Origin of the sequence: Massilia sp. MP_M2, assembly GCF_039123635.1 — a bacterium.
GTDB lineage: Bacteria > Pseudomonadota > Gammaproteobacteria > Burkholderiales > Burkholderiaceae_D > Telluria.
Genome location: NZ_JBCHJF010000010.1, coordinates 168,336 through 187,389, shown reverse-complemented (window position 1 = coordinate 187,389; position 19,054 = coordinate 168,336). Strand labels below are relative to the sequence as shown.

The 19,054-nt window shown below is 60.9% G+C and carries 22 protein-coding genes; 14 read left to right on the top strand and 8 right to left on the bottom strand.

Features of this window, described 5'->3' with window-relative positions:
• The first annotated feature begins 33 nt into the window (after positions 1 to 33).
• The 5 genes from RCH14_RS19970 to RCH14_RS19950 all read left to right on the top strand — a co-directional run bounded on the left by RCH14_RS19970 (position 34) and on the right by RCH14_RS19950 (position 3,128).
• Positions 34 to 567, top strand: coding sequence for a ferritin-like domain-containing protein (locus tag RCH14_RS19970; RefSeq protein WP_343027836.1), 534 nt, complete (start codon positions 34 to 36; stop codon positions 565 to 567).
• 63 nt (positions 568 to 630) lie between these two features.
• On the top strand, positions 631 to 987 hold the full coding sequence (locus tag RCH14_RS19965) for a DUF883 family protein (RefSeq protein ID WP_343027835.1): 357 nt from the start codon (positions 631 to 633) through the stop codon (positions 985 to 987).
• A gap of 34 nt (positions 988 to 1,021) precedes the next feature.
• A complete protein-coding gene (locus tag RCH14_RS19960; RefSeq protein ID WP_343027834.1) occupies positions 1,022 to 1,387 on the top strand; it encodes a phage holin family protein in 366 nt (121 codons plus the stop codon).
• Between the two features lie 23 nt (positions 1,388 to 1,410).
• Positions 1,411 to 1,800, top strand: a complete 390-nt coding sequence (locus RCH14_RS19955) for a hypothetical protein (protein WP_343027833.1) — start codon at positions 1,411 to 1,413, stop codon at positions 1,798 to 1,800.
• 185 nt (positions 1,801 to 1,985) lie between these two features.
• On the top strand, positions 1,986 to 3,128 hold the full coding sequence (locus RCH14_RS19950; RefSeq protein WP_343027832.1) for a DUF3616 domain-containing protein: 1,143 nt from the start codon (positions 1,986 to 1,988) through the stop codon (positions 3,126 to 3,128).
• A gap of 30 nt (positions 3,129 to 3,158) precedes the next feature.
• Here RCH14_RS19950 and RCH14_RS19945 read toward each other — a convergent pair whose 3' ends face one another.
• The gene (locus RCH14_RS19945; protein WP_343027831.1) at positions 3,159 to 3,740 is read right to left on the bottom strand and encodes a hypothetical protein; all 582 of its coding nucleotides are present in this window, start codon (positions 3,738 to 3,740) and stop codon (positions 3,159 to 3,161) included.
• A gap of 39 nt (positions 3,741 to 3,779) precedes the next feature.
• Positions 3,780 to 4,238, bottom strand: a complete 459-nt coding sequence (locus RCH14_RS19940) for a glycine zipper 2TM domain-containing protein (protein WP_343027830.1) — start codon at positions 4,236 to 4,238, stop codon at positions 3,780 to 3,782.
• A 249-nt stretch (positions 4,239 to 4,487) separates the two neighbouring features.
• On the opposite strand from RCH14_RS19940, the gene RCH14_RS19935 reads away from it, so the two are divergent.
• The 3 genes from RCH14_RS19935 (at position 4,488) to RCH14_RS19925 (ending at position 6,734) form a co-directional block, all read left to right on the top strand.
• The gene (locus RCH14_RS19935; protein ID WP_343027829.1) at positions 4,488 to 5,039 is read left to right on the top strand and encodes a hypothetical protein; all 552 of its coding nucleotides are present in this window, start codon (positions 4,488 to 4,490) and stop codon (positions 5,037 to 5,039) included.
• Positions 5,040 to 5,117: 78 nt separating this feature from the next.
• Entirely contained in the window at positions 5,118 to 5,432 is a 315-nt protein-coding gene (locus RCH14_RS19930; protein WP_183550710.1) for a BON domain-containing protein, read from the top strand.
• Positions 5,433 to 5,477: 45 nt separating this feature from the next.
• Positions 5,478 to 6,734: an AI-2E family transporter gene (locus RCH14_RS19925; RefSeq protein ID WP_343027828.1), complete on the top strand. Its 1,257-nt coding sequence runs from the start codon at positions 5,478 to 5,480 to the stop codon at positions 6,732 to 6,734.
• Between the two features lie 36 nt (positions 6,735 to 6,770).
• Here the strand turns inward: RCH14_RS19925 and RCH14_RS19920 are convergent, their stop codons facing one another.
• Positions 6,771 to 7,685: a YihY/virulence factor BrkB family protein gene (locus RCH14_RS19920; protein WP_343027827.1), complete on the bottom strand. Its 915-nt coding sequence runs from the start codon at positions 7,683 to 7,685 to the stop codon at positions 6,771 to 6,773.
• A gap of 86 nt (positions 7,686 to 7,771) precedes the next feature.
• Entirely contained in the window at positions 7,772 to 8,800 is a 1,029-nt protein-coding gene (locus RCH14_RS19915) for an OmpA family protein (RefSeq protein WP_343027826.1), read from the bottom strand.
• 524 nt (positions 8,801 to 9,324) lie between these two features.
• On the opposite strand from RCH14_RS19915, the gene RCH14_RS19910 reads away from it, so the two are divergent.
• The 4 genes from RCH14_RS19910 to RCH14_RS19895 all read left to right on the top strand — a co-directional run bounded on the left by RCH14_RS19910 (position 9,325) and on the right by RCH14_RS19895 (position 12,459).
• The gene (locus tag RCH14_RS19910) at positions 9,325 to 9,933 is read left to right on the top strand and encodes a winged helix-turn-helix domain-containing protein (RefSeq protein WP_332529899.1); all 609 of its coding nucleotides are present in this window, start codon (positions 9,325 to 9,327) and stop codon (positions 9,931 to 9,933) included.
• 215 nt (positions 9,934 to 10,148) lie between these two features.
• On the top strand, positions 10,149 to 10,895 hold the full coding sequence (locus RCH14_RS19905) for a glutathione peroxidase (protein ID WP_343027825.1): 747 nt from the start codon (positions 10,149 to 10,151) through the stop codon (positions 10,893 to 10,895).
• A gap of 2 nt (positions 10,896 to 10,897) precedes the next feature.
• Positions 10,898 to 11,785 carry a M90 family metallopeptidase gene (locus tag RCH14_RS19900; protein ID WP_343027878.1) on the top strand — a complete coding sequence of 296 codons (888 nt, stop codon included), beginning with the start codon at positions 10,898 to 10,900 and terminating at the stop codon, positions 11,783 to 11,785.
• A gap of 119 nt (positions 11,786 to 11,904) precedes the next feature.
• Positions 11,905 to 12,459 (top strand): hypothetical protein, encoded by a 555-nt coding sequence (locus RCH14_RS19895; RefSeq protein ID WP_343027824.1) that lies wholly within the window; start codon positions 11,905 to 11,907, stop codon positions 12,457 to 12,459.
• 54 nt (positions 12,460 to 12,513) lie between these two features.
• Here RCH14_RS19895 and RCH14_RS19890 read toward each other — a convergent pair whose 3' ends face one another.
• The 4 genes from RCH14_RS19890 to RCH14_RS19875 all read right to left on the bottom strand — a co-directional run bounded on the left by RCH14_RS19890 (position 12,514) and on the right by RCH14_RS19875 (position 16,970).
• Positions 12,514 to 13,026 (bottom strand): hypothetical protein, encoded by a 513-nt coding sequence (locus tag RCH14_RS19890; RefSeq protein WP_343027823.1) that lies wholly within the window; start codon positions 13,024 to 13,026, stop codon positions 12,514 to 12,516.
• A 164-nt stretch (positions 13,027 to 13,190) separates the two neighbouring features.
• Complete coding sequence (locus tag RCH14_RS19885) at positions 13,191 to 14,042, bottom strand: hypothetical protein (protein ID WP_343027822.1); 852 nt, start codon at positions 14,040 to 14,042, stop codon at positions 13,191 to 13,193.
• A gap of 546 nt (positions 14,043 to 14,588) precedes the next feature.
• The gene (locus RCH14_RS19880; RefSeq protein WP_343027821.1) at positions 14,589 to 15,944 is read right to left on the bottom strand and encodes a DEAD/DEAH box helicase; all 1,356 of its coding nucleotides are present in this window, start codon (positions 15,942 to 15,944) and stop codon (positions 14,589 to 14,591) included.
• A gap of 246 nt (positions 15,945 to 16,190) precedes the next feature.
• Positions 16,191 to 16,970: an inositol monophosphatase family protein gene (locus RCH14_RS19875; RefSeq protein ID WP_343027877.1), complete on the bottom strand. Its 780-nt coding sequence runs from the start codon at positions 16,968 to 16,970 to the stop codon at positions 16,191 to 16,193.
• Positions 16,971 to 17,152: 182 nt separating this feature from the next.
• On the opposite strand from RCH14_RS19875, the gene RCH14_RS19870 reads away from it, so the two are divergent.
• Together RCH14_RS19870 and RCH14_RS19865 are read left to right on the top strand one after the other, a co-directional pair.
• Positions 17,153 to 17,941 carry an RNA methyltransferase gene (locus tag RCH14_RS19870; protein ID WP_343027820.1) on the top strand — a complete coding sequence of 263 codons (789 nt, stop codon included), beginning with the start codon at positions 17,153 to 17,155 and terminating at the stop codon, positions 17,939 to 17,941.
• A 94-nt stretch (positions 17,942 to 18,035) separates the two neighbouring features.
• Complete coding sequence (locus RCH14_RS19865; RefSeq protein ID WP_343027819.1) at positions 18,036 to 18,998, top strand: alpha/beta fold hydrolase; 963 nt, start codon at positions 18,036 to 18,038, stop codon at positions 18,996 to 18,998.
• Positions 18,999 to 19,054 lie beyond the last annotated feature (56 nt).

Here is a 19,054-nt window from a genome sequence, read left to right as displayed (position 1 = left end):
ATTTTTGAACCGACTTTGAATTAAGGAATCACCATGGAACAAACCAGTAACCTTGGCCACGGCTTTGATGTTTCGGCCATTCGCAAAGCAGCCGCCAATCTCGACGACGGCGCCGTCACCGAGGGCTATCAGGCCGATCGCGAAGCGGTCATCGCCATGCTCAACGATGCACTGGCGACCGAACTGCTGTGCGTGATGCGTTACAAGCGCCATTACTACACGGTCAGCGGCCCGGGTACCGGCCAGATCAAGGCCGAGTTCCTCGAGCATGCGCAGCAAGAGCAGGAACACGCCGACCAGATCGCCGAACGCATCGTGCAACTGAACGGTTCGCCAAACTTCAACCCGGCGACGTTCGCTGCGCGCAGCCATGCCGAATACGACGAGTCGCTCGATGCGCAGGACATGGTCCGCGCCGACCTGATCGCCGAACGCGTGGCCATCGAGTCGTATCGCCAGATGATCGTGGCGATCGGCGACAAGGACCCAACCACCCGCAATATGCTGGTGCAAATTATGGCTGTCGAAGAAGAGCACGCCGACGACATGCGCGACCTGATGGCCTGAGCCTGACGGTGACCCGCCCCGTGCGGGTCAGTTTCAATGATTGATTTGTGACAGGAGTAGAACATGCTGGACACTTCCCGCAATAGCAACAGCAACAGCAACGGCAGCATGCACCCGATCAGCGGCAGCACCTATGCCACCCAGTCCGACATGAAGGCGCTCGTGCGCGACGCGCAGTCGATGCTCACTGCTGCCGCATCGCTCACCGGCGAGAAAGCCGAAGAGCTGCGTGAGCGTGGCATGGCCCTGCTGGACACCGTACTGGGCGGCGCCGGCCTGGTCCCGACCCAGGCCGTCGTCAAGGGCAAGGAACTGGTTCATACCGCTGATGTCTACGTCAAAGACAATCCGTGGCGCATCGTGGCTGTGGCGGCGGGTGTCGGTGTGCTCATCGGCGTGCTACTCAGCCGCAAAAATTAAGGTTGGGGGCTACGTGGATAAAGAAGAAGCAATCGTGCATAACCCCGGTGTGTTCGCCGGCATTTCCAGTCTGTTCAAGAGTCTGTTCGGTCTGGCTGTTTCGCGCGTGGAACTCGCCGCACTCGAGCTGGCCGAGATCCGTAACCATGTCATCGAGCTGGTGGCCATCTTCGCAGTCGCCGTGCTGGCAGTCTGGTTTGCCATTGCTTTTGGCGCCATGACCATCGTGGCGCTGGCGTGGGAATCGATGGGCTGGACCATCCTGTTGATCATGTTCGCGGTGTTCACGCTGATTACCGCCATCCTGGTCACCAAGGGCATGGCACTGATCAAGCAGAACAAGCTGGGGTTCCCGGCCACGATGAAAGAATTGAAAAACGATCGCGAGATGCTGCTGTGAGCGGCGCATCCAAAGAGGCCAACATGCACAAACACGACGAGACGACCGGGTTGGCCGGTCATCAACACAGCCTGGAGCCGGCGGTGCGCAAGAAGGAACTACTGCGTGAAGGCGAGTTCTTCCGCGCCGGCGTGGCCCACGCCAAGGCCAGCATTCAGCATGGCATCAAGCCTGAGGTGATGATGCGCACGGCCTTTGACCACACCACGGTGGCACTGCGCACCAAGGCTGACGCATTGCTCAAGCCGACCGGCGCCAATGTGGCGATGCTGATGCCGTATGTGATGAATGCGCTGAACTTCGTGCGCCAGCGTCGGCTGGGCAAACCGGTGGCCGGTGCTGCAGTGGCGGTGGGCGTTCTGGGCTGGTACTTCAATCGCAAGCGGGCGCGCAAAGCGGCTAAAGAAGGCTGAGCGTCCTGGTCGATGGTGAACATCGGCCACGGGCAACAAGTGACGATACAGTGCAGCGCGCTGGAATGGCTTTGGTGGGGCTTGAACGGTGTCCAATCGCAAGGTGGACGCCGTCTTTTTTTGCCCGTGTTGGCCGCGCGATTGATCGGGTATGCTAGATGTACATCATTCACCATGAGACACCCATGCATCCTTCGAATATTGTCCTGCTCGAATTCCACCCTGAACGCGATGACCTCAGCCCCGACAAGGAGTTGCGCAATGGCTTGTCGGTAGCACTGCGCATGGGGGAGACGTTGTGGCTGGCAAACGATGAGTCGGTGAGCATCGAGCGCCTGACCCTGGTGGCAGAAGACAGTCGTGGCCAGAGCAGCTTTGCGCGCGAGCACCACCAGTTCGCGCTGCACGATTTCTTCGACCTGCCGCTGCCGGCCTTCGACGCCGAGAAAGGCCGCATCAACGAAGCCGATGTCGAAGGCCTGGCCTGCGATGGCAAGTATATGTGGGTGACGGGCTCCCACAGCCTGCGTCGCAAGAAGCCTGACCCGGAAGATGGCAACAAGCGTACGCACAAGCGTCTGGCAACGGTCAGCGCCGACGGTAACCGCTATCTGCTGGGCCGCATTCCGATGGGCGAGCAGGATGGCGTGCCCACCTTGCTCAAGGAGGTCGCGCACAAGGGCAAGCGCCGCACTGCGGCGTTGCTGCGCGGCGACGCGCATGGCAACGAACTCACGGCGCAGCTCAAGCTCGATGAGCACATCGCTCCGTTCCTGGCCATTCCCGGCAAGGACAACGGGTTCGATATCGAAGGCATTGCTCTGGCGGGCAAGCACGTGCTGCTTGGCTTGCGTGGGCCGGTGCTGCGGGGCTGGGCAACCATCATCGAAGTCGCACCCGTCGATGACGAGACGGCCGGTTCGCTGCGCCTGGCGCCAATCGATGGTGATGGCAATCTGTACCGAAAGCACTTCCTCGACCTGGGCGGGCTGGGCATTCGCGACCTGTGCAAGCAGGGAAGAGATTTACTGATCCTGGCCGGACCGACAATGGACCTGGATGGGCCCGTCACGCTGTTCAGGTGGGTAGGCGGCGCGGAGCCGAATGGCGAGACGGTCGTCTCCGCCGAGATGCTGGAGCACGTGCTGAACCTGCCGTTCGGGCAAGGCGTCGATCACCCGGAAGGCATCTCGCTGTTCGCCAGTCGCGATGGGGCCGAAGAAGGTTTGCTGGTGGTGCACGATTCGGCATCGCCGAGTCGGCAAATTGGCGAGAGCACACTGGTGGCGGACGTGTTTCCACTACCAGCGCGCAAAAAAAAGCGCTGACGCCCGCGCTGGCCGCTATCAGCGATGGCGTCAGTTCGATGGCGCCTTGGTCAGCAATGCCGAATCGCGCTGGAACGTTGCGCGCGCCCCGGCCACGCAGGCCTTGCGTTCGGCGGCAGGCTGTTGCCGGCAGGCGTTTTGCGCTTCCTGCAGTGCCGCGCGCAGTTCCTTGCGTAGTGTTTGTTGCTCGGAATCGTTGCGGTACCAGCGTGCCGGGTCGCCGTTGGCAATTTCCTGGGCTTGTTGACGGGCAGCGACCTGGCTGACATTGGCGTCGCCGCCGGTAGCCGGTGTCTGTTGTGCAGCAGCGCTCAGGCAAGTAAGCGAGGTGGCAAGCGCAAGCAGGCAGGCGCTGGCGGAGCGAATGACATGGGCCATAATGGTCTCCAGATGCAGTGCGACAAATGGTGGTGCTAGGGAAGCACTGATTAATTCATGGAGGCGGACTTGGCGCGGAAAATAGCCACCCTGCGGCGTTGCAAATTCTCGCAATAGCCCGCTATTGCTGCGATTTGCGCCTTGCATGGTGGCTTTTTCCGCAGCCAATTCCATCCCCCAGAATAAATCAGTGCTTCCTAGCGGGCCGGATGCGTTGACGGGGGCACGCCCCATCCCCGCATCCGCTCGGGCAATGTCGGGTCAGCCCGTCGATCAGTAACGATAGACGCGACCGTCGACGATGCGCACGCGGTTGCCCACGCGCAGATCGTAGACGCTGTCCTGCATCACGGCGCGGTATTCGCCGTTATCCATACGGACATTGATCTGATACTGCTCAGGCCCCGGTGCATTGCGGTTCTTTTCAACATTGTTACCCAGTGCTGCACCCGCCACGCCGGCGGCGACGGTGGCTGCAGTGCGGCCGCTGCCGCTGCCGATCTGGTTGCCGGCCAGTGCACCGACGACACCGCCAAGGATGGCACCAGCGCCGCTGGTACGGTTTTCAGCCTGCGCGACCTGGATCGAATCGATCACGCCATAGCCGGCCGACGCGCTGCTGCTGGCATTGTTGTAGCCGCCGCCAAATGGCTGCTGACTATTGCTGGCGCAACCGGTGAGCAGGGCGCCAGTGGCAAGGACGACGGCGATAAGTTTACGGTTTGCATTCATATTTGTTCTCCTGACAAAAAGGTTTTGTTCAGAATAGTCACCCTGGGGGTAGGGGTCTGTGCGTTGCCGCACCCACCTTGTTTTGCTACAAGCGCCGTTTTCACCCAGCCAGCGCTGAATATGTCAGGCAATGTGCCTTGTTTGCGTGACAAGGGCCAACACTCTTCTTTTTATGTTCGGCAGCGTACAGAAGAGCGGGGTGGCGCATGTAAAGATAGCGCCAGTGTTGACAAATGGTGAACAAAAATAATGAAGAATTCGCACGTGATGTTTCTGATAGGTGTTGCCATGGCCTGGACTGTTCCGGCCCTGGCGCAACAATCAGGGCAGGATGCGAAGACCGCTTATCAATATGCCATGGACAGCGCCGAAGCCGGCTATGATGCCGCCAAGGCGCGGTGCGACAGCATGGCGGGTGTGCCGCACGAGATCTGTGTTGCTGATGCGCGCGCAGCACGGATCCGGGTCGAGGAAGAAGCCACGGCGGCCCACAAGAACACGCTGGCGGCTTATACCCAGGCACGCATGCGCATTGCCACCGCGTTCCATGAGCGTGACAAGACGCGCTGCGGTGCGTTGGTGGGCAATGAACGCGAAGTCTGCCTGGCTCAGGCCAAGGCGATACTGGTTGCGCTCCAGGCCGATGCCCGGGCCGACCGCAAGTCGATCGAAGCGCGACTGGATGCGAATGACGCCAAGATCGAAGCCGAATATCGCGTCGCACTGCAGAAGTGCGATGCCTTCGCCGGCGCCGTCAGGGACGGGTGCGTGAGCACCGCCCGGACGGCGTACGGCAAATAAACCTGCGGGCCGGCTTACCGGCGCCGCGTAATCCGCCCGCAAGGGTCAGTTTTAACATGATCATTATTAGGAGCCATCATGAAAATCGCTAAAAGCATCATTTCCGCTGCCATCTTCGCTACCGTCGCCATCACCGCTGTCGGTTGCTCGTCGACCAACAAGCAAGCCAGCACCGGCGAATACGTCGACGACGCAGTGATCACCACCAAGGTCAAGGCTGCCCTGATCAACGACCCCAACGTGAAAGCACGTGAAGTCAACGTCGAAACGTTCAAGGGCGACGTTCAGCTGTCGGGCTTTGTTGCTGATGCACGCGATGCACAGCGCGCTGTCGAGATCGCACGTGGCGTCAAAGGCGTCACCGCAGTCAAGAACGACATCCGCGTCAAGTAATAGTTGTATCGCCGGGGCGGCCCGGTCACTTGTTCAGGCACATATATGCAGCTAGCGCAATCTGATCCGGCCCTGCCGGCAACCCCGCCCCATACTGCCGCCCCGGGGGCTTTGCCCCCAAGCAGCAACGGTGACGCCCTCCATCCCGAGGTGCGTTCCACCGGCGATGATCTCGCGCTGCACATCGGTGCGCTGCGCGTACCATTGCACGTCAATGCCCGCGGCCTCGCGCTCGGCGTCCTCGCTACCATCGCTTTTGTCTTCGCGCTCCAATGGGCGCAAAAATTCTTCGTGCCGCTCCTGCTCGGCATTCTGATCGCCTATACCCTCAATCCTGTCGTACGCTGGCTCGAGCGCTGGCATATCCGCCGCATCGTCGGTGCCACGCTGGTCACGGTCGTGATCGTCGGCGCCATGGCTGGCACCGTCTACCGGCTGCAGGGAGAATTCTTCAATATCATCGACGATCTGCCGACGCTGACGTCGAAGGTCACGCGCATCCTGTCCAACACCACGGGCGAGAGATCGACGCTGCAGCAGATGCAGGCGGCGGCCGCCGAGATCGAACGTGCAGCCAGCAATGTGGGTTCGGATGCCCGCCGCGTCACCCAGCAGCGACGCCAGAATGCGGGCGATTCATCCTCGAGCTCGCCAATCCGCGTGATGGATTGGGTGCTGGCCGGCTCGATGAGCCTGGCCGCTTTCATGTCGCAGGCAACGATGGTGATTTTTCTCGTGTTCTTCCTGCTTCTGGCGGGAGACACGTTCAAGCGCAAGCTGGTCAAGCTCACCGGCCCCTCGCTGACCCGCAAGAAAGTCACGGTCCATATCCTGGACGACATTAACACCTCGATCCAGAGCTATATGTTCATGCTACTGGTAACCAATGTTCTGCTGGCGCTGCTGATGTGGGGTACGCTGCGCGCGATCGGTCTCGAAAACGCCGGCGCCTGGGCGGCATTTGCCGGCGTGGCGCACCTGATGCCGTACTTTGGTCCGCTCGTGATCACGGTCGCCACTGGCATGGCTGCGTTCCTGCAGTTCGAAACCGTGGGCATGGTGACGCTGGTCGCCGGCGCTTCGCTGGGCATCGCGACACTGGTCGGCATGGTCGTCGCAACCTGGATGACGGGCAAGATCGCGCGCATGAATCCGGCGGCAGTGTTCGTCAGCCTGCTGTTCTGGGGCTGGCTCTGGGGCGTCTGGGGCTTGCTCTTGGGGGTGCCGCTGGTGATGGTGCTCAAGGTCGTGGCCGAGCGCGTCGAAGGCATGGAAGTCGTGTCGGAACTGCTGGGAGAATAAGGTCGGCAGCCAGGCCGCCGACCCTGCTGTAGAACGTTATTCCGCCGCAGGTTTCGGGTCTACGCCCGTGACCGACTTTGGCTTGTTACGCAAACTACCCATCTGCAACGCATACTGGCGCGCGAATTCCGCGCCCAGGAAAAAGATCTGCGCCGAGTAATATACCCACAACAGCAACGCGATCAGCGAACCGGCTGCGCCAAAGCTGTCGGTGGTGCCGCTGTTGCCGATGTACAGGCCGATGCCGAATTTACCCAGCGTGAACATTGCCGCCGTGCCAAGCGCGCCGATGGCCACGTCTTTCCACGACAATTTCACGCGCGGCAGCAGCTTGTAAATCACGCCGAACAGGGTGGCGATGACCAGGAAGCCCAGTCCCGAGGCGATCCAGCCCATGACGATCGCGGCTTCTTGCCACATACCGCTGATAAATTTCTCAGCCACCGTGGTCGCGGCACTGATCACCAGCGACACCATCAGCAGGAAGCCCAGTACCAGGATCACGCCAAACGACAGCAGGCGCGTGCGGATCAGGTTCCATATGCCGCCATTCGGTGGCGGCGGCAGGTTCCAGATTTCATCCAGACTGTCTTTGAGTTCTGAAAACACGGTCGTCGCGCCGACGATCAGCAGCAGTGTGGCCACGATTGTGGCAAACATGCCGGTTTCCTTGTTTTGTGCACCTGCCAGAATCGCCTGGATCGTGTCAGCACCCTGGGCACCGACGAGGCCACGCAATTCATTGAGCAACTGCCCTTGGGCCGCTTCTGCACCGTAGAAAAAGCCGGCGACGGCAATCACGAGCACGAGGATCGGTGCCAGCGAAAACAGCGTATAGAACGCCAGCGCAGCGCCTTTGCTGGATGCACGGTGATCGATCCAGTCCATGACTGCAGCGCGCAGCACCTTGTAGATCTGGTGCGTGTACGGGAACCATTTATTTACTGCCATAACCGCTTCTCCAAAAGAAAAGGGGGCCGAAGCCCCCTCGATCTTGCATTGTCACCACCGGCATGCGGCAGTGACAGCTTCAGGTATTAACGCTGGACTGGGACTTCAACCGTGATCTGGTCGACTTCGACGCGACGGTTAGGTTCCAGGCAAGCGATCAGCTGAGCGCGGCCTTTCTGGTTGCACTCGACGACTGGGTTAGCTTCGCCCTTGCCGATAGCGCGCAGACGGTTGCCGTCGATACCCTTGCCGACCAGGTATTCACGCACGGCCATGGCGCGACGCTCCGACAGCTTCTGGTTGTAGCTTTCCGAACCCAGACGGTCGGTGTAGCCGGTGATTTCAACGTTGGTGACGCTGGTGTCAGCTTGCAGGGCAGCAGCGATCTCGTCCAGCTTAGGCGCTGGGGTGATCACGACAGCCTTGTCGAAGGCGAACATCTTGGTCGCTTCGAGGGTGACTTTCTGGAAGCGTGGTGCTGGTGGTGGTGGTGGTGCGACTGGCTCAGGTGCTGGAGCTGGTGCTTCGACCACTGGTGCCGGTGCTGGCATTGGTGCTGCTGGTGGCGGGTTGAACGCGTAGTTCACGCCGACGGTCAGCATTTTGTTGTTGCTGCGCTTGAAGCCGAACAGTTCGTCATCACGCAGGAAGCCACGCACGGTGCGCAGGTCAGCTTGCAGCGACCATTGCGGGGTCAGGCTTGCCTGGAAACCGATACCAACGGTAGCGTACGGCGAGTTCTTCTCGACGTTGCGCAGTGGATTGTTGACCTTGTCGCGCTCAACACCCAGACCGAACAGGACGAATGGACGGAAACGCTCACGGCTCAGCATCAGCAGAGCGTCCGCGCCCAGCAGGGTCTGGCGGTATTCGCTGCGACCCTGTTCGAAGCGGGTCTGGCTCGCGCCGACCTGGATGTCCCAGTTCTGGCTGACCGCTTTACCGAACTTCAGGCCGCCACCCGTGTCGCGGTCATCAACGCCGAAGTCTGCATCTGGCTTAACGTGGTTCACGCTAGGCTGGATGTACCACGATGGGTTGATCTCTTGCGCGATGGTGGCGCCGGATGCGCACAGCAGTGCTGCAGCCAGAGCGATTTTCTTGGTGTTGTTCACAGGTAACTCCCGTTGGTTAAAATTGAATACGAAGCATGCGTCAGCAGCTAAGTTGGACAAAGCTTAACAGTGCTGGTTCAGAATCCTCGGTGCGCTACCGCACCTAAAGGAAAAACGCTGTGCGATTTTACAACAGTGGTCAAATTCGCACCTTTGTAAGGTGAAACGAACTGTAACGGCGCTGTCATGTCACGCAATAGAGGGTGCGCACGGCTGAATGTCATGTGGCCGTCATGCAGGTATAGTGTTGTTCGTGCAGATGACATGACGCCGCCACGTTGTCATGTTTTAGAGAGTTCACAAGATTACAACGTACCCCACCAGCAGCCCCAAAACAATGTGTTTGGTGCTCTGCACCATGGTGCTTTCAGGAATCTTGTCGAATGTTGGATGGCGCACAGACCATGGTGTCTGATGCAGGCAATCTTGAGGCTAGTTAAGCGGAACCGAGATGTTGTCAGGGTGTCACACGACACACAGCGATCCGGACCACACAGTCTCACTCTCTATTGGAGCTAATCAATATGCATGCAACGACACAGCACAACGCGGTACATAGCGAAACCGGCGCAGTGCACACCTCCGGCAATTCGGCGCTGATTGAACGCGTCCCACCACAGCCAACCGAGCGCGCACCGATTTCCCTGGCCCCGATCGAGCGCGTGCGTTCGACGTCCGCCACCCAGCGCCGCATTGAAAACATGCAAAAGCTGATCAATGAACTGTCGAGCCACGAAATGCTGGCCGATGAAATCGCCTGGTTCCTCAAGTTCTCGCCGTCCGGCGCCCGCAAGTACATCCGCGACCTGCGTGAAGCCGGCGTGATCGAACTGGCCCGCTACATCGAAGGCACCGCCACTTACCTGGGAAAGGCCGTGTACCAGATTTCGCCTGACCCGGATCGCGTCAAGGCGTTCCTGGCAGCGATCTGCCAGCCAAAGCGCGAAGGCGTGGCCCCACGCAAGGAGCGTCCAGGTCTGCGCGAGCAGAACATGGCCGGCAGCGGTCGTCATTTCCACATCCTGGCCGATGACACGCATTACGCGATCCGCGTCAATCGCAGCCCTGTGGCACGCGATCCACTCGTTGCAGCACTGTTCGGCCCGCCACCAGGCCAACCTGCAGTCAAGTAAGGCGCCGCAGTTGCGCCCCCGAGGCTGGTGCGGTCGAGACCCGCGCTGGCCACGGTCCTGACGAACGCTGTCGTCCTTTGCCGCGCATATTGCGCGGTTTTGTTTTTTGGGCCGTGTTTTTTGCGGGCGTATGTTGAAAACAAATCAATAGTCCTCACCTGACCTGCCATATCGCTGTCGTTGCGCGATGCACAATCAACCAGATAGGAGTATCGATGTTACCAAGTACCGAATCGCTGGAAGGCAAATCCGTACCAAAGGTGACGTTCAAGGCGCGCCCGGATGACCAGTGGCGTGATGTCACGTCAGATGAGCTTTTCAAGGGACGCACCGTGGTGGTGTTTTCGCTGCCGGGGGCCTTCACGCCAACCTGTTCCTCCACACACCTTCCACGTTACAACGAGCTGGCACCCGTGCTGCGCTCGCATGGCGTCGATGAAGTGTTGTGTATATCGGTCAATGACGCCTATGTCATGAACCAGTGGAAAGCAGGGCAGGATGCCGACAATATCACGGTCATCCCGGACGGCAATGGTGACTTCACGACCGGAATGGGCATGCTGGTCGACAAACGCGACCTTGGTTTCGGCAGCCGCTCGTGGCGCTATTCGATGCTCGTGCGCGATGGTGTGATCGACAAGATCTTCATCGAGGCCGACGAGGAAGGCGATCCATTCGAGGTCTCGGACGCCGACACGATGCCTGATTACGTTGCGCCGCAAGCCCAGGTGCCTGAGCCGGTCGTCCTGTTTTCGCGGCCCGGCTGCCTGCATTGCGCGCGCACGAAGCAGGCGTTACGTGATCACGACCTGCATTTCACCGAGATTGCCGAGGACCAGAAGATCAATTCCATCGTCTTGCGCGGCATTAGCGGCCGCATGACGTGGCCACAAGTGTTTGTCGGTGGTGAATTGATCGGCGGCGCCGATGATGTAGAGGCCTGGCTCGCTGAACGGACCTGATGATGGAAGCGCTTGTTCTCGGGTTGCTGGTCGTCGTCATCCTGGCCGCCTGGCTGGTGCCCAAGTGGCGCCTGCGCCGCGCCGTTTCACGGCCGCTGCCGCCGGCGCATGTCGCCATCCTGGCGCGCAATATCATGCAATACAAGGGCATGGATGACCTGCAGCGGCAACGGCTCGCGCGGATGGTCCAGCATTTTCTGCATCAAAAGAAGTTTGTCGGCTGCGCCGGGCTTGAGGTAACGGACGAAATACGCGTGACCATTGCCGGCCAGGCGTGTTTGCTCCTGTTGGGGCGGGTTGGTGAGAGCGCAACGCCGGTCAGTTATCCGACGCTCGAGATGATCCTGGTGTATCCGGGGGCGTTCATGGCGCCGCGCAAGCAGATCGATGCGTCCGGCGTGGTGACCGAAGAGCGGCAGGATTTGCTCGGCGAATCGTGGGGCGATGGGCGCGTGATCCTGTCGTGGGATCATGTGCGGCGCGGCGATACCGCCGATGCGCCCGGCCACAATGTCGTACTGCACGAATTTGCGCATCAGCTTGACAGCGAGTCCGGCGACACCAATGGCGCGCCATATCTGGGCAGCAGCGAGCGCTACCGTAGTTGGTCCAAGGTGCTGTCGCGCGATTACGCGAACCTGCGGCATGAGGCCATGTGGGGCACGCAGGGTGTGCTGGATCATTACGGTGCCACGAACCCCGCCGAATTTTTCGCGGTCGCCACGGAAAGCTTCTTCGAGCAACCGCACCAGCTGGCCGCGCGCCATCCCGCCTTGTACGATGAATTCCTCAAGTATTACAGGATCGATCCACGTCAATGGCAAAGTGCCCCACCGGTGCCGGACGAGGAACCGCCGCAGTACGGTGTGGTCTATGGGCAGTGGCGCTAAGCTGAGGTAAGTCTGCTGAAAATCTCGTCTGCCGGGGTGTGACAGGGTGCGTGCGGCGCCGTACAGATGGGTCGCGGTGGCAGGCGCATGCTGATCTCTCTATCCAGGAGAACTTGCTTATGTCTATGATCATCGCAGGGCGTTTCCAGCTTCAGGACGACGTCGACCGCGCGCGCAGTGCGCTGGTCGAGGCGGGCTTCGAAGCCGATCGCATCAGTGGCTTTTATCTGAGCCAGCCCGGACAGCACGATATGACACCCATCGGCGGCGACCATGTGCAGTCGCCCGGCGCAAAGGAGACCCCCGAGGGCGTTGTGCAGGGCATGGCAACGGGCGGCGCCGTTGGCGTGGCCGTTGGCGCGGCAACGTCGCCCTTGACCGGGCCGATCGGCCCGATCGTCGGCGGACTGGTGGGCGGGCATATCGGCTCGCTGTTCAGCTTTTCGAAGATGAAAGACCGGGGCGAACCGGAAGAGGGGGGCGAAAACGCAGTGGCACCACGCACGGCCGGCATGCTGGTGGCTGTCGCGTTGACCGACCCAGCGCTCCAGGAGCGCGCCGTCGATCTGCTGCGCCAGCTCGGTGCGCATCATATCGAGCGTGCGCAGGGCACTATCGTTGCCGGCGACTGGGCCGATTTCGATCCATCGAGCCGGCCTGACGTCATCGCCTGAGTGCGTGTTCGAGGTGGCGGTTTGTCGCTGGCCGCACCAGCTCGGCGCAGGGGGTCAGGCTTTGGGCGGCAGGCCTGGTTTGAGCGTTTTGAGCGTGGCGTTGTGAAGCTGTATCTTATCCAGCGCGGCGCCCACCTGCGAAAACTGACCGGTACCGATGCTGCCAACCAGTAGAAGAACGCCGCCAACGAGGCCGATGGCTTCACCGATGACACCAATACGCCGGATTTTTTCGGCCGCCTCGGTCGTGAGTGCCATCAAGCGATGTTGTGGTTGGGCCAGATCGTGGATGACGAATGTGGCTGCGTCAAGGTATAGCGCATGGGCGTGCTGGCGCAGCAAGAGCTCATCGTCCATCAATGCGCGGAGCATGACCTGCTGCGCATCCGGGATGGTGTGACCGTGATGGCTCGCGATCTCTTGCAAAATGCGTTCGTGCAGTCGATCCGCGAACCGGACCACGCTGTCGGCCAGGTCAATCACGTGTGGCATGCTCGAGAGCGCGTTGGCGTCAACGGCGCCAGCGATACCCAGATCGGCAGTGGCAGGCTGGTGCGCGGTAGACATTGCGCCGGTGGTCAAGCAGGTCACGGCCGACGCCGGTGGTGACGGTTCGTTCGGCAGCAGCGATGCCGCCTGCTGCCCTGGAGCAAGCGTGGTTGGCGTCTTGCTGACTTTGTCTGGCACCTGCCCGGGATGACCCTGTGAAGATGTTGCCATGATGTTCCCCCTTATTCGGCGCTGAGAGCGTCGCGGATTTTATTCAGGTCGCGAACATAGCCGGCCAGCATGCGGCGCGTTTCGTCGCTGCTCAGCTGCGACATGTTCTCGCGCATTTTCTGGTGGCCGAGCGCTACCTTGGTCAGGCCCTGCTGGGCGAGCTTGTAACGGCGGTCGATCAGCTTGTACTCGGCCGTTTTGTTCTGCAGGTGCACTTTCGCCAGCGTCAACAGCATGCGATCGGCATTACGGTTGGACATCGGGATTTCCGCATTAAAGAGGCCAAGTACGGTCTTCTGTTCATTCTCGTTGGCCTTTTCATAAATGCTGGTGAGGATGATCATGGCATCGATCAGCGCCTGCACATCGGCATTCCCATCACGCACCATCGTGTCGACGCTGCGATTCTGGTAGCGGGACGCGATCGCCCGCGTCAGCAGTCCGCTCAGCCCGGCATACGCCGCCACGTGCTGCTTCTTCAGCCCGGAATCCGCCATCGCATTGAGACCGCTCCCCAGGTCATCAATGCGCTCCGATAAATCGTAGCGGCCATCGCCAGCCAGCAAACTCAGCGTCTGCATATACAGCACGAGCGTTTTCTGAATTGCGACAAAATCATCAAATACCGCCCGCCGCCTGGCATCGGTCTCGCGTGCCAGGCGTTCGGCCTGCGGCGACAGGTACGGCAATTCCCGCTCATAGGTATCCCGATACCGCCGCGACAACTCTGCATACCCGCCCAGCCTGGCCGACGCATCCGCAAATTCCCTCACTTGACCCAAGCTGACCTGTTCCGGCGAAGTACATCCCGCCAACAACAGTCCCACCAGAATCCCCACACGCACCACCACTCTGCGCCCCATACCACCTCCCGAATCCAGAAAATCCCATTCTTCCCACCCCCGGCCATTCGACCTTGTCATTCCTCAATACCCACCCATTCACCGCCTCAAAATAAAAGTAGGGTCAGAGTCGAATTAAATGACAACTTTAAAAGTTATCAAAAAATTCGACTCTGACCCTACTTATTGTGTAATTGAATTTGAGGAAGTCGACGATGCAAGAATCCCCCGGCAAACTGATGCCGGGATGTTGCTCGATAATTTGACTCTGACCCTAATTGATTATCAAGTGAAAAACAGTTGTGCGGCCAAAAATAAGCGCTAACTTACGAAGCAATTTTTTTGTCGAAAACTGATTGCTGAAATAGCCGCAGTTTTAGAAGCTGGATGGCAATAAAAAATGAGGGTCAGAGTCGAATTAAATGACAACTTTTAAAGTTGTCAAACAATTCGACTCTGACCCTCATTATTGAGTAATAGCTTTAGTGCCATTCACCTCTGCGTTACATCGAATTAGCGAGCGTTGTGACAATCTTTCTCGATAATTCGACTCTGACCCTAATTGGATTAGCGGTCGCGGCGGGCGGCTGAGGCGGGGCGGGGGCCGCTGCGTTTTGCGGCTGCGGGGGCGCCGCCGGGGGTACGCGGCTTGTTGCCACCGCCGTTGCCGCCGCCGTTGCTGCGGCCACCGCCATTGCCGGGACGGCCGCCGCGGCCGGTGTGCCCCGGGGCGCCGCTGCGCAGCTGGATTGGTTGCGGCTTGGCGTTCATGTCGGGCTCGAAGCCTTCGATCACTTCACGCGGCAGCGTTTGCTTGATCAGCTTTTCGATGTCCTTGAGCATCTGGTGCTCGTCGACGCACACCAGCGACACCGCCTCACCCGTCGCGCCGGCACGGCCGGTACGGCCAATGCGGTGTACGTAGTCTTCCGGGATGTTCGGCAGGTCGTAGTTCACCACGTGTGGCAACTGGTCGATGTCGATGCCGCGCGCGGCGATGTCGGTGGCGACCAGCACCTGCAGGCTACCGTCCTTGAACTCGGCCAGCGCCTTGGTACGTGCCGACTGGCTCTTGTTGCCGTGGATGGCCATCGCGCCGATGCTGTCCTTGCCCAGTTGCTCGACCAGCTTGTTGGCGCCGTGCTTGGTGCGCATGAAGACCAGGACCTGCGTCCAGTTGTTGGACTTGATCAGGTGCGACAGCAGCGGGTGCTTCTTGTCGCGGTCGACCGGGTGGATCTTTTGCGCAATGACTTCGACGGTCGAGTTGCGACGCGCCACTTCGATCATCTGCGGATTGTTCAGCAGGCGATCGGCCAGCGTCTTGATCTCTTCCGAGAACGTGGCCGAGAACAGCAGGTTCTGGCGCTTGGCCGGCAGCAGCGCCAGCACTTTGCGGATGTCGTGGATGAAGCCCATGTCGAGCATGCGGTCAGCTTCGTCCAGGATCAGGATTTCCACTTTCGACAGGTCGACCGTGCCCTGGCCCGCATGGTCCAGCAGGCGGCCAGGCGTGGCGACGAGAATGTCGACGCCATGCTTGAGCAGCTTGATCTGTGGATTGATGCCGACGCCGCCGAAGATGACAGCGGAATTCAGGTTCGTGTACGCGCCATACAGGCGCACGCTTTCCTCGACCTGAGCCGCGAGTTCGCGGGTCGGGGTCAGGACCAGCGCACGAATCACGCGTGGCGAGGTCTTGTTTTTCTGCGCTGCGCCGATGGTGTCGTTCGACAGGCGATGCAGGATCGGCAGCGTGAAGCCGGCCGTCTTGCCGGTGCCGGTCTGGGCGCCGGCGAGCAGATCGCCGCCGTTGAGCACGGTGGGAATGGCCTGGCTCTGGATCGGGGTCGGGGCGGTATAGCCTTGTTCGGTTACCGCGCGCACGATCGCGTCAGAAAGACCAAGTGAAGAAAATGACATAGAGTTTTTCAGTAAAAAAGCGGCCCGTCGCCATGCATGGCGGCAGTCCTGGAATCGGATTGATCGATGCAGGCGCGCAAGCTAGCGGGCGCCCGGACGCTGCCGCACAGGCGGCTAGCAGGGATTATAGTGAAGTGTATTTCACTGTAGAAAGTATTTGATGCGGAACTCTGTAACGTTTTGTACAAAAGCACAGGCCACTGGCAAGCGCCGCCTGCGAGTGGCCTGACTGTTACAACGTGTATTTTACGCGAAAGGCGACAACAGCGGGACAAGCGCGCCAAAAACCTTCGGGCCGGCGGCGATGACGTCGCCCTTGTTCAGGTAATCGGACTCGCCGCTGAACTCACCGACGATGCCGCCAGCTTCCGTCACCAGGAGGGCGCCGGCCGCGATGTCCCAGATCTTGAGGTTCTTTTCAAAGAAGCCGTCGATGCGACCGGCAGCCACGTTGGCCAGCTCCAGTGCTGCCGAGCCACCGCTGCGCACGCCATGGCTGCGCGAGGCCACGACTTCGTACATGCGCAGGTATTCGGCCAGTGCACGTGGATCCGGACCGTGGCCCGACGACAGCAGGGCGCGGCCGATACGCTCGGTGCTGCGCACGCGGATACGCTTGTCGTTCAGATAGGCGCCGCCGCCCTTGGTGGCGGTAAACAGGTCGTTGCGGACCGGGTCATAGACCAGGCCGTTCGTGATCACGCCGCGCTGCTTGAGCGCGATCGAAATGCAATAGTTGGGATAGCCGTGCAGGAAGTTGGTGGTGCCATCGATCGGGTCGATGATCCACACGTTTTCACTCTCGTCGTTCAGATTGGCTGATGCACCGCTTTCCTCGGCCAGAATGGCATGGCCCGGATATGCCTTGAGCAGCGTTTCGATGATCTCGTGCTCCGCCGCCTGGTCGACGTCGGTGACGAAATCGTTGTGTTGCTTTTCCGAAACGACGATGCGGTCGATATCGAAGGACGCACGGTTGATGACGGTGGCTGCGCGGCGGGCGGCCTTGATGGCCGTGTTGAGCATTGGGTGCATGGAGGCTTTTTCCGTAAGAACGCGAACGCCCACTCACGCACCGATGGGGCGTCGTGAACGATCAGCTATTGAAGAGTGATTAAAGAGCAGGGTGGCGCCGGAACCCGTTACAATCCGGGGCTTTCCCCCGCTACCGTAAAACCGTCCGCAACACGCGATGGTCGCTATTGTAAATGAACCCGACCCAAACCGACACTTCTTCTTTCAGAGCGCCGCCGCTGTTCGGCCGTTTGCGTTTTGTCCTCGTCGAAACGAGCCGCGCCGGCAACATCGGCTCGGTCGCGCGCGCAATGAAGACGATGGGCTTTACCGATCTGGTGCTGGTCACGCCGAAGTGCGCCGATTTCGTCAGCGATCCGCAAGCCGTCGCCTTTGCCAGCGGCGCGGGCGACGTCCTGAACAATGCACGGGTCGTATCCGATATCGGCGCGGCGCTCGACGGCTGCAACTTCGCCGCTGCCGTCTCGGCCCGATTGCGTGAATTTTCGCCCCCCGTCTGGACGCCGCGCGCATTCGCCGAACACGCCGGCACGGCGCCCGAGCTGCGCGCTGCCATCGTGTTCGGTAACGAGCGCGTCGGACTGCCGAACGAGATTGTAGAGCGCTGCAATGTCTTGATCAACATCCCGGCCAACCCCGACTATTCGTCGCTCAACCTGTCGCAGGCGGCCCAGGTGCTGGCCTACGAGGCGCGCATGGCAGCCATGGCGTCCATGGGTGGCGTCCCGGATACGCGTGGCGTCGGCTTCCAGGGCGACACCGCCAGCGTGACCCAGATCGACGGCATGTACACGCACCTCGAGCAGGCACTGGTCGCCATCGGTTTTCTGAATGCCGACAACCCCAAAAAACTCATGCCGCGCATCAAACGGATGTTCGCGCGGGGTGGCCTGGAGCTCGAAGAAGTCAATATCCTGCGCGGCATCGCGCGCGCGATCCTGAAGGACACGCCACCCCGTTGATGGCGCCGCCGCCGCAAGCCTATACTCGCGTCATGGACACCAACCGCATCGATCCTGCCCCGCGCCGCGCCAGCCTTTCGCAGGCGGCGCCGGCATGAGTTCGCGCCTGCTGCTGCGCCTCGTCCTGCTCGTGCAGGTGCTGATCGCCTGTGCCATCGGCGCGGGCGCAGCGCGGGCCGGCGCCGGGCCGTGGCAAGCTGCCGCTATCGGCCTGGCGAGCGTGATGCTGGTGCGCCTGGCGATCAACGCGAACAATTTCGTGATGAGCTGGCGCGTGGCCAGTCCCACGCCGCCCGAGCACCAGCTCGGGGTGGTAGCCGCCTTGCGGATGTTCGGCGAAGAGTTCGGTGCCAGCATGCTGGCCAGCTCCTGGCACATGCCGCGCGCGCGGCCCTGTATGCGTATCCATCCCGGCTGCGCCACGCCGCCCGTCCTGTTGCTGCACGGTTACGGCTGCAACAGCGGCTACTGGGCGCACCTGACGCGGCGGCTCGAGGCGGCTGGCATCAGCCACGCCACGCTCGACCTGGAGCCGCTCACCGGCGACATCGACGGCTTCGCCGATGCGATCGAGCAGGGCGTGGCACGCTTGCGGCAACAGAGTGGCGCGCAGCAGGTGATCGTCGTCGCTCACAGCATGGGCGGCCTGGCGGCGCGCGCCTGGCTGCGCCGTCATGGGAGCGCGCATGCGGCGCACGTCATCACGCTTGGTACGCCGCACCACGGCACATGCCTGGCGGCGTTCGGGATCGGCATTAACGCGGCGCAGATGCGGCGGGGAGGGATCGATGGTCCTGCCTGCGCGTGGCTGAACGAACTCGCGGCACACGAAAACGCCGCCACGCGCGCGCGCATCACGTCGATCTACACGCATCACGACAATATCGTGGCGCCCCAGACATCGGGTCACCTGATTGGTGCGCGCAACGTCGAGATGGGCGGCGTCGGCCACGTTGCGCTGGGCCGCAACCGGCGCGTGCTGGCGCTGGTCATGGCCGAGATCGCGCGCGTGCAGACGGCCTGTCCCGCACTCCTTGTTGTGCACGGCGTTGCGTGAATCCACCCCGCGCCCGCGCGTGGTACAGTGATGTCAATAACGCATTCTTCGGAGCA